The sequence below is a fragment of the Parasaccharibacter sp. TMW2.1882 genome (assembly GCF_023337635.1).
Lineage (GTDB): Bacteria > Pseudomonadota > Alphaproteobacteria > Acetobacterales > Acetobacteraceae > Bombella > Bombella apis.
Window position 1 is genome coordinate 1 of record NZ_NWUT01000001.1, and the last position, 13,234, is coordinate 13,234.

Below are 13,234 nucleotides of genomic sequence, written 5' to 3' on the forward strand. Positions count from 1 at the left end.
TCGCCGCCAGGTCCCCTCGCTCACCCACCCCCATAAAAACCACCCACCAACGCGGGGTGGAGCAGCCCGGTAGCTCGTCAGGCTCATAACCTGAAGGTCGTAGGTTCAAATCCTACCCCCGCATCCATACCCACAAAATCAGATACCGCCAGATAGCCATGGTCCTCCCGTGGGTCCACACGTTCCCCAACCATCTGTCATGAATAGAGGGAACAGACTCCACGAGGGGATATGACCATCCTCATGTGAGAATCGATATCTTGTGTGCTGTGGATGCAAAGAACCACAGCATCTTGTGTTTCTAAAACCTGATTCTCTGGCTTATAGAAAACTTTAATAACGTCAATAACTGGCTGTTTTTGTAGCTCTTTGCGTATTTTTGCCGGGAGAGAGGGGATTCAGGTCGCATCTTTCTGTTGAAAGTGAGAAGAGTTCTCATCTAACGTCATTCGTGAAGCAACTCGCAGAGAGAGGGAGAGGCCTCATGAACATCATTCAGATTGCCGAACGGCGTGACACCATCCATGACGCTTCCATGAAGACACTGGCGCGGGAGGAGCAGACGGCCCTGTGGGCCCTGCGGTATCTGCTGGGGCCGAGCTGCTGGCGGCGCTCCATGTCTCTGTCTGGGCTCCTGGGGCAGGAGGCAGAGCGCCTTCAGGAGCGGTTCAAGGCGCTTTTTCTTCATGCTGTCTGTGCAACCGCAGCCTTGGAATATTCGGCCACGGAGGAACATCTTCTGAACATTCTGTCAGATATGCAGAATGCTCCGGAGGAGCAGACTCTACATTCTGAGCTGGGCGAAGCGCTGATGCATCTTGGGCAGGCTCTGGCTGCTTATGGGTACTGGCTCCCCGTGCGCAAGAGGATGCAGTCTGTGGCCGAGAGGATGCCAATGCCGGCCTTGGCTCAGGATAACTATCCGGAAATGCTGGAAGCAGCGGAATAAGCAGTTTTCGGAACGATGCCGTGGGCTCCGTGCTTATTCTGTCTTGAAACCATGAGTATGGCAGTGTTTTTATACGGGTTTCTCGTTACAGACAGCCGGAGCCGATGTTGGAAGTACAGTCTATCACTTTCCCTGAGGGGATGACCCTTCAGTGTGGGGAGAAGATCGCTTCGCTGGATATTGCCTATCAGACATATGGTGAGCTTTCTCCCACAAGGGATAATGCCATCGTCATATGTCATGCTTTTACCGGCGACCAGTATGTGGCCAGCCCGCATCCCGTTACGGGGAAGCCGGGCTGGTGGTTCCGTATGGTCGGTCCCGGTTTGCCTATCGATACGGACCGTTTCTTTGTCATCTGTGCCAACGTGCTGGGTGGCTGTATGGGGACCACCGGCCCCACAACGGTACGGGCCGGGACAGAGCGGCCATGGGGGAAGGATTTTCCTCCAATCACCATGCACGATATTGTGGCCGCTCAGGTAAAGCTGGTGGACCATTTTGGCATTGACAGGCTTTTTGCTGTCATTGGTGGCTCCATGGGTGGGATGCAGACATTGACATGGGCCACGGATTATCCAGATCGCGTCTTTGCTGCCATGCCGATTGCAACATCGCCGTTTCAGTCAGCCCAGAACATTGCGTTCAACGAGGTCAGCCGTCAGGCCATTTATGGTGATCCGGACTGGCACGGGGGGGATTATCAGGCCCATGGCGTCATCCCGGCCCGTGGTCTGGCCGTGGCCAGAATGGTTGGCCATATCACCTATCTTTCGGAAGAAGCCCTGACCAGGAAGTTCGGGCGGGAAATCCGTCCCGGCACCATGCCGGCCCCCCATGATCCACTGGCTGCCCTCCCTTTTGGGGGCATGTTCCAGGTGGAAAGTTACCTGCGCTACCAAGGGTCCAACTTTACGCGCCGCTTTGATGCTCATTCGTATCTGAGTATTTCGAGGGCCATGGATTTTTTCGATCTGGGCAGCGAGCATGGAGGCAGTCTTTCGGAGGCGTTCCGAGGCGTGAAAACCCGTTTCTGTGTTGTGTCTTTCAGTTCTGACTGGCTGTTTCCGACATCCCGTTCCCGGACACTGGTTCGGGCCATCACCCAGGCAGGAGGGCATGTGTCTTTCGTAGAAATAGACAGTGACCGGGGGCATGATGCGTTTCTTCTGGAAGAGCCGGATTTTGACAGAACGGTTCGTGGGTTTCTGAATGGAATGGCCCGTCAGGCCGGTCTGGCTGAGGGAGACCATCATCATGCGCTTTGATCAGGAGTTGATTGCCGCCATGGTGGCTCCCCATAGCCGGGTGCTGGATATCGGGTGTGGCGACGGAAGCCTGATTGGCCACCTGTCCAGGGAGAAGAATTGCGACGCCCAAGGGCTGGAGCTGGACATGAAAGCGGTCACGCAGTCGGTAGCCCATGGTCTGCCCGTCATGCATGGTGATGCCGATGTGGTGCTGGCTGATTATCCTGATGGAACGTTTGATTACGTCGTTCTGCAAAGGACGCTTCAGGCAGTGGACTGTCCACGGGATGTCCTGAGGCACATGCTGAGGATAGGTCGGCTGGCGCTGGTCTCTTTTCCCAATTTTGGACATTGGCGGCTGCGCTGGCATCTGTTGCGGACGGGGCGGATGCCGATGACATCCGTCTGGCCTACCCCTTGGTATGAAACGCCGAACATCCATCCCTGTACGATCTATGATTTCTTTGCATTGTGTGAGGAAGACGGGTACGAGGTCTGTCAGTGGATGGTCGTGAACGGAAACCGTCAGTCCCGTCTGGCAGGGTGTTCGCCCCATCTGGCCAATCTGTTCGGGGAGCAGGGACTGTTTCTTCTTCGCCGCAAAAGTGAACAGAAATAGAATTCACGGAGACGTTATAAGGCAGTTTGTAGGCCCTAACGATCTGTTTTCATTGTTTTTTATGGAAACAGAGGTGGCCTGCCTTTTTTGCGAAATAAGGTCATAAAAAGACATCGTCTTTTTCCTCTTGTTATAAGACAAATAGAGTCCTATTTTTGGGCGAGACGAGCGGAACGCCTCAGGAAAGAGGGGTTCAGGCGTTTATTTTATGCGGTGTTGCCAGATCAGAGTGCTGGAGTAACGCCGGTTTTGAGGAAGAATCATGAGCAGTTTCAAAGCGCTCGGTCTGGCGGTCCCAATTTTGCAGGCGCTGGACGGAGAGGGCTACACCACGCCAACCCCCATTCAGGCTGGGGCAATTCCCCATCTCATGGAGGGACGGGATCTTCTCGGTCTGGCGCAGACAGGAACGGGCAAAACAGCAGCATTTGCTCTGCCCATCCTCCATTATCTTCTGGAACATCCCCACAAGGCGGCCCCTCGTAGTGCGCGTGTTCTGGTGCTGGCCCCGACGCGGGAGCTTGTGGCGCAGATTGCCGACAATTTTGCCGCCTATGCCCGGCACATGAAATTCTCCCATGCGGTGATCTTCGGTGGCGTGGGGCAGAACCGGCAGGTGGAAGCCATGAAGCGTGGCGTTGATGTCATGGTGGCGGCCCCCGGCCGTCTGCTGGACCTCGTCGGGCAGGGGCATATTGATCTTTCCACGCTGGAGATTGTCGTGCTGGATGAGGCAGACCGCATGCTGGACATGGGGTTTGTTCATGACATCCGTCGCATTGTGGCCCGTCTCCCGGAGAAGCGACAGACATTGCTGTTCTCGGCGACCATGCCGCCATCCATCCGTGAGCTGGCCCATTCCCTGCTGAATGACCCTGAAACTGTTCAGGTCACGCCGGAATCCAGTACGGTGGATCGCATCCGGCAGGCTGTCCTGTTCGTGGATTCCACAGCGAAGAAAGAAGCCTTGATGATGCTGGTCAATAATGACCGTGTCGTGCGGGCCGTTGTTTTTACGCTGATGAAGCATGAAGCCAACAAGGTGGCGGAATATCTCAGCAAGAATGGGATCCCGGCAGCCGCCATTCATGGGAACAAGTCGCAGGGGGCCCGGGAGCGTGCCATGCAGGGCTTCCGCGATGGCAGTGTCCGCGTGCTGGTCGCTACGGACATTGCCGCCCGTGGCATTGATGTGGATGAGGTCTCTCACGTCTTCAATTATGACCTGCCAAATGTGCCGGAAGCTTACGTCCACCGTATCGGTCGGACGGCCCGTGCTGGTCGGGAGGGCTGGGCCGTGTCCCTTTGTGATGCTGAACAGCGTGCCTGGTTGCGGGATATTGAGAAGCGTATCGGCAAGAACGTGCCGGTGATTACGGATCACCCATACCATTCCACAGAGGCCCAGAACTCGACCCTGCCACCGCCTGTGCTGGGTGGTGGACGTGGCGGCCGGGGAGGGCGTGGCGGTAGCGGCGGTGGACGTGGTCGTTCCTCACGGCCGCAGACGTCCTCCCGCCCTGCTGCTGGTGGGCGGGCAGCCCCCGGAGCCAGAAGGCGGCGCTCCTCCTGATTCTTCTGTCAGTCATGTTCCAGATGAGAAACAGCCCCGTGTCATGCGGGGCTGTTTCTGTATGGAGTGCAGGATAAAGTGCAGGGCAGACCTATTCATCAGTCCGGCAGAAGGAGACGTCATGATGGTTGAAAAAACAGGAAAGCCGGTTGATCTGGTCTGGGGCCATGGAGCCCGGAAGATTGAGGTCTTTCTGGAACCAACCTGTCCTTTCTGTGTTCGTGCTTCCAGAAAGCTCATGTCGTTTCTGGAGCATGTGGGGGAGGACAGGCTGACGCTTCAGGTGCATCTTCATTCCCAGCCGTGGCATCTGTTTTCGGGTATTCTGGTCCGGTGCATTCTTGCTGCGGCGACCCTGCCTGATGGCCGGGATACGGCCTGGCAGACAGTGCGGACGATCGGTGATCACAGGGAGGAGTTCGAGTTTTCCCATCATTGTGAAGGGCCGAACATGCAGACCACGCCCGACGATCTGATCAGCCGGCTTGAGGGTCATACCCGTCTCAATCTGGCAGTGCCTTTTCGCCTTCCCAGCGTGACGGATGCCATGAAAGCCCATGCCCGCTACGCACGGCAGCACGGCATTCATGTTTCACCAACTGTCATGCTGGATGGAAAGGTGGATGACCGTTTTCAGAGCGGGCAGTCCGTCGAGGAATGGGTGGCCCTTCTGAAGTGAGATGGGGCTGCCGGAGGCTGTATGGTCATTACGCAGTCTTCATGGGGCAGCAACATGGGCCACATGCGGCGTAGTGTAATGACGGGGAACGGGTGATCTGTTCAGGGAGACATGGAATGAAACGTGTGGGTATTTTGCTGGTCATGGGATGGCTGGGGGTTGTTGGCCCGGTGAGTTCTGCCGGGGCGCAGATGTTTTCCGGCCATGTGCAGCAGATCAGTGATGTGCGGGACCGGAACGGGTCTTACGTGGGGAGCATCGACGGGGACGGAACCCTGCGGGACCGTAATGGTTCTTCCATTGGCAGCCTTGAGCAGGATGGCCTCATCCGTGACCGGAACGGTGCGTCTTTCGGCAGTATGGAGGATGATGGAACCGTGCGTGACCGGAATGGCTCGTCTGTCGGCAGTCTGGATGATGATGGAACCGTGCGGGACCGGAACGGGTCTTACGTGGGGAGTATCGACAGGGACGGTACCCTGCGTGACCGTAATGGTTCGTCCGTTGGTAGTATTGATAAGGATCGTCTGGGGGAACAGCTCTCCAGGGAAGACCGGACGACGGGTGCTCTGATCCTGCTGCACCGTCTGCCCCGGTAAGCCGTGTCACACCATCAGCAGGCCAGCCCTGCATGAAGTGCACTTGTTGTCCGGTTGGCAAACTTTCACCGTGAAGACGGGGCGGTGATGCCCCTCTCCAACAGGGGATAACAGACCCTGTCCCGGCAGGGTCTTCATAATGAAAGGCTGGGAACATGCCGACAACAGCATCTCATGAGCACAAGGCACCTCATGCCAGCAGCTCTCTGCATGAGCTGGCCCGCAAGGCCATCCATACACCGAAGCTGCTGACAAAGGATGAGGTCATCCGACTGGCAGATCATGTTCTGAAGAGTGGTGAGCACGCCACGGACGCAGAACGTGACATCGCCCGGAAGGCTCACCACAATCCCGAAGGGCTGGAAGCCTCTCACATCACGGCGCTCGGCAAGCGTGCTGAACACGATCACCGAGGCTGATCGGTTCCATGCGTGAAGACTGCCGCAGGCCTGCCATTCCCTGAGGGAGGGCAGGCTTTTTTTGATGCTTTCAAGGGGCAGTCGAGGCCCCCGGCTGAGCCCCCGTAGTGCCTGCCTGACCGGCCTCAAAGAGGAGGTCAGCACGAAAGACACGCCCCAACGGACCGGTTTCCATCAGGCGTTGAAAGATGATCTTGTGAGAAGTCTGCCTTATGGCGGATGGGGTGGGATTCGAACCCACGGTACGCTTCCACGCACGCTGGTTTTCAAGACCAGTTCCTTAAACCGCTCGGACACCCATCCGTTCTGCCTTCCCATGGAGAAGGCAGGCACGGCCCCTGATACTGATTCACCCGTTGGGCGTCAAGCTGTGAAGCTGCGCCCGTTTCAAAAGGATGGGGCCAGACATTACTCTCCATCTTCTCTCAGTGTTGCGAATTTCGCCTTCATGGTCGCATTCCCCCGTGTGAGCCGCTTGATCGTGACGTCCTGCGCCTTGTCGTTGGCCAGACGCAGGTTGTTGTCTGACTTCAGGAGATTGTCCTTGATCTTCTGAAGATGGGAGATGGATTTGTCTATCTCTTCAACGGCTGTGTTGAACTGTTTGTGTGCGAGGTCATAGTTGCGGGCGAAGCCGGTCTTGAACGTCTCCAGCTTCTCCTCAAAGTTGGTCACGTCGATATTCTGCTGGCGTGTCAGTTCCAGCTCCCGCTTGTAGGTCAGCGCATTGGTGGAGGCATTGCGGAGCAGGGAGATGATCTGAAGGAAGAACTGCGGGCGGATGACGTACATCTTCGGGTAGCGGTGGGACACGTCCACGATGCCCGTATTGTACAGTTCGCTCTCGGGTTCCAGCAGGGAGACAAGCACGGCATATTCGCATTTCTTCTCCGTGCGGTCCTTGTCCAGTTCTTTCAGGAAGTCTTCATTCTTCTTTTTGGTGGCGGTGCTGTCAGCCTCGTTCTTCATCTCGAACATGATGGAGATGATTTCCGTTCCGCCTTCATCCGCATCCCGGAAGATGTAGTCCCCCTTGCTGCCGGAGCGGGCGTCATTGTCCTTCTCGAAATAGGCCCGTGGGAAAGCCATCGCCCGTGCCCGGTTGAACTCCACCTCGCAATGCTGCTCCAGCGTCTCACCGACCATCTTGGTAGAGAGGCGGGCCTTCATGTCTTTCAGCCGTTCGATGTGGTCATCACGGTCCTTCAGCTGAAGTTCGTAATGCTCCTTCAGCTGGGAGGCGGCGAGAGTATTTTTCAGCTCCAGCTCTTTCAGTGTGTTTTGCAGGGTGTCCCGCTCCTTCTGGACAGCCTCAACCGCTTTCGTGACGGCCAGTTCCTTTTCCGCCGTACCGGCAGCCAGTCGGGCCTGAAGCTGATGGATCTCCGTCTCCCTGGCCTGCACGGCTTCCTGCAGCTGGGCTTTCCTTTCAGCTTCAGCAAGACGGGCGGCCGTCTGCTGGTCCGTTTCGTGTCGCTCAATCTGACTTTTCAGGGCCTGTATTTCAGCATCACGGGCATGGAGGGCCTGATGCATTTCCTGCTCATGGGCAAATTTTGCCCGTTCTGCGGCAAGCTGCTCTTCCTGTGCCGCCGCTTCCAGTTTTTCCTGTACCTGCCGGGCAAACTCCTTGTCCCGCACCTGTTTGACGATGTCGGCATAGCCTGCATTGTCGAGTGAAAATGATTTATGGCAGTGGGGGCAGGTGATGTCGTGTGTGGTCATGATGGAAACTCTTTCAGGATTGTGGAAGGTAGTTGGGAGACAGTTTTCTGATAGTTGGAGAGAAGGGAAGCAGGCCGGCTCATTACGGAGTGGCCTTGCTTGATCCCCGCAAGGGCGGGGAACACATTTTTAATGGAACCAATAAGGTGATCGGCTATCGGTTCATCCCCGCAAGGGCGAGGATTGGATTGTTTGTAATCTAATTTTGCTGGATGACAAGAGATTCCTTATAAATTGATCAGCTATCTTGTTATTTTATGGATAAAAGGAGGCAGATAGAAACGGTAGGGTAAAAAAGTGAGCTGAGGGCAGTTATCCTGCCTTCTGCCGAGACGGGAAAAGCTTGACGGAACTCCAGAGAGGCCGTAAAGGCGTAGGAAGTTTACGGACACGTCACTCCGCGAGGGTTCGCGCAGTGGCGCGTTTGTCATGGAATTAAGGATAGCCCGTGTTCGAGCAGCTCTCTGGCAGAATGTCGAAAGTTTTCGAAGGTCTTTCCCGCGGGGAGAGGCTTTCGGAGGGTGACGTCACCGAGGCCATGCGCGAGGTCCGTCTGGCCATGCTGGAGGCCGACGTGGCCCTGCCGGTGGTGCGTAGCTTCGTCAGCAAGGTGAAGGAGCGTGCTGTCGGCGGTGAGGTGCTGGATGGCGTCTCGCCCGGTCAGGCCGTGGCGAAGATCGTCAATGATGCGCTGATCGAGGCTCTGGGTGGTGCTGGTGCGGTGCCGCTGAACCTGTCGGCTCCGGCTCCAATTCCTTATCTTCTGGTCGGCCTTCAGGGGGCGGGCAAGACCACGACTGCCGGCAAGCTGGCCCTCCGTCTCGCCAGCCGTGAGCGGAAGAAGGTGCTGCTCGCCAGTCTGGACGTGCAGCGTCCGGCGGCCCAGCTCCAGCTCCAGCAGATCGCCGAGCAGGTGGGCGGACGCACGAATGGGCTGGTCACCTCCCTGCCGATCGAACAGGGGCAGGGGCCTGTCGAGATCGCCCGCCGTGCGCTGGATGCAGGGCGCCGTGAAGGCTTCGACATCGTCATTCTCGACACCGCAGGGCGTCTGGCCATTGACGAGGCCCTGATGGATGAGGTCCGTCAGGTTCGTGACGTGGCGAAGCCTGTGGAGACACTGCTGGTCGTCGATGCCATGACCGGGCAGGACGCCGTCAATACCGCACAGTCCTTCAAGGACCAGATCGGCCTGACCGGCGTCATCATGAGCCGCATGGATGGTGATGCCCGTGGTGGTGCCGCCCTCTCCATGAAGGCCGTGACAGGAGAGCCCATCAAGTTCACCGGGTCCGGTGAGAAGATGGAGGCTCTCGAAGAGTTTCATCCCGAGCGTGTTGCCGGGCGCATTCTGGGGCTGGGCGATGTCGCCGGGCTGGTGGAAAAGGCGTCCGAGCAGCTCGATCAGGAAGAAGGTGAGCGTGTTGCCAAGCGGATGCTCGCCGGCAAGTTTGATCTGAATGACTATGTCTCGCAGATCAATCAGATCAATCGCCTTGGCTCCATTTCCGGCATTCTTGGCATGCTGCCGGGCATGGGCAAGCTGAAGGATAAGCTGGCGGGGAAGGATCTGGACACGTCCATCTTCAACCGTCACAAGGCGATCATTTCCTCCATGACAGCGCAGGAGCGCAGCGGACCGGAGATCATCAAGGCGTCACGCAAGAAGCGTATCGCCCTTGGGTCCGGCACGAGCGTTCCGGAGGTCAACCGGCTGCTCAAGCAGTTCAGTGAGATGTCCACCATGATGAAGCGGCTCAACAAGATGGGCGGCCTGTCTGGTCTGATGCGTGGCATGGGGGGTGCCGGTGGTCTGGGCGATATGTTCAAGGGGATGGGAGGTCCGGGAGGCCGTCCACCTTTTGGCTGAGTGTCCTCTTGGCTGTCTGTCTTTTTGTAATGTTCTGATGATGCAGGAGTTGTTATGAGCCTGAAGATCCGTCTGTCCCGCGCAGGTGCGAAGAAGCGTCCGTATTACCACATCGTGGTTGCCGACAGCCGCAGCCCGCGCGATGGCCGTTTTGTTGAGAAGGTGGGTGCCTACAACCCGATGCTGCCGTCCGACCACGCCGACCGCGTGCGCCTGAATGACGAGCGCATCAAGCACTGGCTGGAGCAGGGTGCCCAGGCAACCGACCGTGTGGCCCGTTTCCTCGGCCATGCCGGTCTGGCACCGAAGCCGGCCTTCCGTGAGCAGCCCAAGAAGTCCGCTCCGAAGAAGAAGGCCCAGGAGCGTGCTGCCAAGGCTGCTGAAGCCGCCAAGGCAGCCGAGGCCTGATCAGGCCTGAGCGGGAGATTTCTTCTTGTCACACCGTCCTTCACATCAGGATGTTCTGGTCGCCACGATAGGGCGTCCGCATGGCGTGCGGGGGCTCGTGCGCCTGCACCCGGCAACGGAGCATCCCGAGACGCTCGAGGAACTCGGGCCTCTTCATGATGAGACGGGCAGCGTGTGGCAGATACGCTGGAAGGCACCGGGCATTGCTGCTGTCCTGGGACAGGACGGACAGCCCCTGCCGGACCGGACGGCGGCAGAAAAGCTGGTGAACCGTAAGCTCTATGTTGCCCGTGAGGCTCTGCCGGAGGTGGAAGAGGACGAGTTCTATCATATCGACCTGATCGGTATGGAAGCCGTCCTTGCTTCCGGGGAGACTGTGGGGCGTGTTGTCAGTGTCCATGACTATGGGGCTGGCACCAGTCTGGAGCTGGAAGCGGGGCAGCTGATTCCTTTCACCATGGCCTGCGTGCCGGAGGTGGACATGAAGGCGAAACGCCTCGTGGTCGTCCCGCCGGAAGCCGTGGAAGTGGAAGGGGATCTGGCTGGTGAGGTGGAAGTCCGCTCATGACATGGCAGGCTGACATCCTGACCCTCTTCCCGGAGATGTTCCCCGGTCCGCTGGGCTGCTCCCTTGCAGGGCGTGCCCTGGAGCGGAACCTGTGGGCCTGTAGAACGCATGACCTCCGTCCGTTCGGGCGGGGTGTGCACAAGGCCCTGGATGATGCGCCATTTGGCGGGGGCGCAGGGATGGTCATGCGGCCGGACGTGCTGGATGACGCCCTGACCAGCGTGAGGCAGACAGATGATGGCCGCCCGGTGATCTATCCGACACCACGGGGCCATCGTCTGGAGCAGAAGGACATTGCACGGTACGTTCAGGGAGAGGGCGTTGTCATTCTCTGTGGACGGTTTGAAGGGGTTGATGAGCGGGTGCTGGAGAAACATGCGGTCGAACAGGTCTGCATGGGGGATTTTGTCCTTTCCGGGGGAGAAATACCGGCACTGGCACTCCTTGATGGCTGTGTGAGACTTCTGCCGGGTGTGATGGGGTCAGCCCTGAGCGGGGAGGAGGAAAGCTTCTCTGCCGGACTGCTGGAATACCCCCAGTACACGCGGCCTGCCACATGGGAGGGGAGGGATGTCCCGCCCGTCCTGCTTTCTGGCAATCATGGGGAGATCGCCCGCTGGCGAGATGAGAAATCCATCGCTGTGACCCGTACACGTCGCCCGGACCTCTGGGCCATGTATGAACAGCAGCAACAGAGTTGAGTTTTTTTTCGGGAGTTTGAAGCATGAACATCATTCAGCAGTACGAGGCGCGCGAAATGGAGCGTCTTTCCGCCATTCGCAGCGTTCCTGAATTCGCCGCCGGTGATACCGTGCGTGTTGGCGTGCGCGTTGTTGAAGGTACACGCGAACGTGTACAGGTCTTCGAGGGTGTGGTGATTGCCCGCTCAAACCGTGGTCTGGGCAGCAGCTTCACGGTGCGCAAGGTCTCCAACGGTGAGGGTGTGGAGCGTGTTTTCCCGCTTTTCTCCCCGACGATTGCTGATATTACGGTTGTTCGCCGTGGTAAGGTCCGTCGTGCGAAGCTATACTACCTCCGTGGCCGCTCCGGTAAGTCCGCCCGTATTGCCGAGCGTCCGCGTGATGTCAAAAAGGAGGGCTGATTTTCAGCTCTCATAAGGAGATGAGAGAGAATGCAGAATCCGGTTACCCCTAGAACTTTGTATGACAAGATCTGGGACGATCATGTGGTGAAAGCCCTTGAGGACGGAACGAGCCTTCTCTACATCGACCGCCACCTCCTCCATGAGGTGACCAGCCCGCAGGCCTTCGAGAGTCTGCGGGCCGCAGGGCGCCCGGTGCGGCGTCCTGATGCCACGATGGCCGTGGCAGACCACAACGTCCCGACCTCCGACCGCTCCCAGCCGGTGGAAGACCCGCAGAGCCGCCTCCAGATCGAAACGCTGGAAGCGAACGTCAAGGAGTTCGGCGTTCCCTATTTCCCATTGCGGTCCCGCCAGCAGGGCATCGTGCATGTTGTCGGACCGGAGCAGGGCGTCTCCCTGCCGGGCATGACGATCGTCTGTGGAGACAGTCATACTTCCACGCATGGGGCCTTTGGCTCGCTGGCGTTCGGCATTGGCACGTCCGAGGTGGAACATGTCCTGGCCACCCAGACCCTGCTCCAGAAGCGCAGCAAGAACATGCGCGTGCGAGTCGAGGGTGAGATTGCTCCCGGCGTGACAGCCAAGGACATCATGCTCAGCATCATCGGCCGTATCGGTACGGCAGGCGGCACCGGTCATGTGATCGAGTTTGCCGGCTCGGCCATTCGCAAGCTGGACATGGCCGGACGCATGACGCTCTGCAACATGTCCATCGAGGCTGGTGCCCGTGCTGGTATGGTGGCCCCTGATGAGACGACGTTTGAGTATGTCAGGGGGCGTCCTTTTGCGCCGCAGGGTGAGGCTTTCGAGCAGGCCGTGGCGTACTGGAAGACCCTCGCCACGGATGAAGGTGCCCATTTTGATGAGGAAGTGGTGCTGGATGCTGCCGAGATCAGCCCGTCCGTCACATGGGGCACCAGCCCCGAGGATGTCCTGCCCATTACCGGCACCGTGCCTCGTCCCGAAGATTTTGCCGACCCGGCCAAGGCCGAGCGCATCCGCCGCACACTGGCCTATATGGGGCTGGAAGCGGGTCAGAAGATTGCCGGTACGCCGGTGGATGTCGTTTTCATCGGGTCCTGCACGAACAGCCGCATTGAGGACCTCCGGGCTGCTGCGGCCGTGCTGAAAGGCCGCAAGGTGGCAGACGGCGTACGGGCCATGGTCGTGCCGGGTTCCGGTCTGGTCCGCCATGCGGCGGAGCAGGAAGGGCTGGACAGGATTTTCCGTGATGCCGGTTTTGAATGGCGTGAGGCGGGCTGCTCCATGTGTCTGGGCATGAATCCCGACAGGTTGAGTGCCGGGCAGCGTTCTGCTTCCACTTCCAACCGTAATTTTGAGGGGCGTCAGGGGCCGGATGGCCGCACCCATCTCTGTTCTCCGACAATGGCTGCTGCGGCTGCCGTGACGGGGACACTGTGCGATGCACGGGACCTGCTGGAGCCGACAATGGCAGAAGGAGCCGCCTGA

14 protein-coding genes and 2 tRNA genes are annotated in these 13,234 nt (G+C 58.5%); 14 read left to right on the forward strand and 2 right to left on the reverse strand.

Annotated elements, in window-relative coordinates; translation table 11 throughout:
- Positions 1 to 50 precede the first annotated feature (50 nt).
- The 8 genes from CO583_RS00005 to CO583_RS00040 all read left to right on the forward strand — a co-directional run bounded on the left by CO583_RS00005 (position 51) and on the right by CO583_RS00040 (position 6,088).
- Positions 51 to 127 (forward strand) — tRNA-Met (locus CO583_RS00005).
- A 357-nt stretch (positions 128 to 484) separates the two neighbouring features.
- Positions 485 to 949, forward strand: coding sequence for a hypothetical protein (locus CO583_RS00010; protein ID WP_043559754.1), 465 nt, complete (start codon positions 485 to 487; stop codon positions 947 to 949).
- 104 nt (positions 950 to 1,053) lie between these two features.
- Positions 1,054 to 2,217, forward strand: coding sequence for a homoserine O-acetyltransferase (locus CO583_RS00015; RefSeq protein ID WP_248630559.1), 1,164 nt, complete (start codon positions 1,054 to 1,056; stop codon positions 2,215 to 2,217).
- Complete coding sequence (metW, locus tag CO583_RS00020) at positions 2,207 to 2,818, forward strand: methionine biosynthesis protein MetW (RefSeq protein WP_043561041.1); 612 nt, start codon at positions 2,207 to 2,209, stop codon at positions 2,816 to 2,818. The genes CO583_RS00015 and metW overlap by 11 nt, the downstream gene beginning before the upstream one ends.
- A 262-nt stretch (positions 2,819 to 3,080) precedes the next feature.
- Complete coding sequence (locus CO583_RS00025; protein ID WP_248630558.1) at positions 3,081 to 4,391, forward strand: DEAD/DEAH box helicase; 1,311 nt, start codon at positions 3,081 to 3,083, stop codon at positions 4,389 to 4,391.
- A 121-nt stretch (positions 4,392 to 4,512) separates the two neighbouring features.
- Entirely contained in the window at positions 4,513 to 5,070 is a 558-nt protein-coding gene (locus tag CO583_RS00030) for a thioredoxin domain-containing protein (protein WP_348984441.1), read from the forward strand.
- A 116-nt stretch (positions 5,071 to 5,186) separates the two neighbouring features.
- Positions 5,187 to 5,669: a 4-fold beta flower protein gene (locus CO583_RS00035; protein WP_081563274.1), complete on the forward strand. Its 483-nt coding sequence runs from the start codon at positions 5,187 to 5,189 to the stop codon at positions 5,667 to 5,669.
- 155 nt (positions 5,670 to 5,824) lie between these two features.
- Complete coding sequence (locus CO583_RS00040; protein ID WP_248460882.1) at positions 5,825 to 6,088, forward strand: hypothetical protein; 264 nt, start codon at positions 5,825 to 5,827, stop codon at positions 6,086 to 6,088.
- 213 nt (positions 6,089 to 6,301) lie between these two features.
- Here CO583_RS00040 and CO583_RS00045 read toward each other — a convergent pair.
- Both CO583_RS00045 and CO583_RS00050 read right to left on the reverse strand, forming a co-directional pair.
- Positions 6,302 to 6,391, reverse strand: a tRNA-Ser gene (locus tag CO583_RS00045).
- A gap of 105 nt (positions 6,392 to 6,496) precedes the next feature.
- The gene (locus CO583_RS00050) at positions 6,497 to 7,813 is read right to left on the reverse strand and encodes a DUF2130 domain-containing protein (RefSeq protein WP_248630552.1); all 1,317 of its coding nucleotides are present in this window, start codon (positions 7,811 to 7,813) and stop codon (positions 6,497 to 6,499) included.
- Positions 7,814 to 8,261: 448 nt separating this feature from the next.
- Here CO583_RS00050 and ffh point away from each other — a divergent pair, with 448 nt between their 5' ends.
- From ffh to leuC, 6 genes are read left to right on the forward strand one after another with little or no spacing between them, the layout of a single operon-like run.
- Positions 8,262 to 9,683, forward strand: coding sequence for a signal recognition particle protein (gene ffh, locus CO583_RS00055; RefSeq protein WP_249102940.1), 1,422 nt, complete (start codon positions 8,262 to 8,264; stop codon positions 9,681 to 9,683).
- A gap of 54 nt (positions 9,684 to 9,737) precedes the next feature.
- The gene (rpsP, locus tag CO583_RS00060; protein ID WP_043559767.1) at positions 9,738 to 10,091 is read left to right on the forward strand and encodes a 30S ribosomal protein S16; all 354 of its coding nucleotides are present in this window, start codon (positions 9,738 to 9,740) and stop codon (positions 10,089 to 10,091) included.
- Between the two features lie 25 nt (positions 10,092 to 10,116).
- Positions 10,117 to 10,659: a ribosome maturation factor RimM gene (gene rimM / locus CO583_RS00065; protein WP_043559769.1), complete on the forward strand. Its 543-nt coding sequence runs from the start codon at positions 10,117 to 10,119 to the stop codon at positions 10,657 to 10,659.
- Positions 10,656 to 11,360 carry a tRNA (guanosine(37)-N1)-methyltransferase TrmD gene (trmD, locus tag CO583_RS00070; RefSeq protein WP_043559772.1) on the forward strand — a complete coding sequence of 235 codons (705 nt, stop codon included), beginning with the start codon at positions 10,656 to 10,658 and terminating at the stop codon, positions 11,358 to 11,360. The genes rimM and trmD overlap by 4 nt, the downstream gene beginning before the upstream one ends.
- Before the next feature lie 23 nt (positions 11,361 to 11,383).
- A complete protein-coding gene (gene rplS, locus CO583_RS00075) occupies positions 11,384 to 11,761 on the forward strand; it encodes a 50S ribosomal protein L19 (protein WP_043559775.1) in 378 nt (125 codons plus the stop codon).
- A 30-nt stretch (positions 11,762 to 11,791) separates the two neighbouring features.
- Positions 11,792 to 13,234, forward strand: coding sequence for a 3-isopropylmalate dehydratase large subunit (leuC, locus tag CO583_RS00080; RefSeq protein WP_043559777.1), 1,443 nt, complete (start codon positions 11,792 to 11,794; stop codon positions 13,232 to 13,234).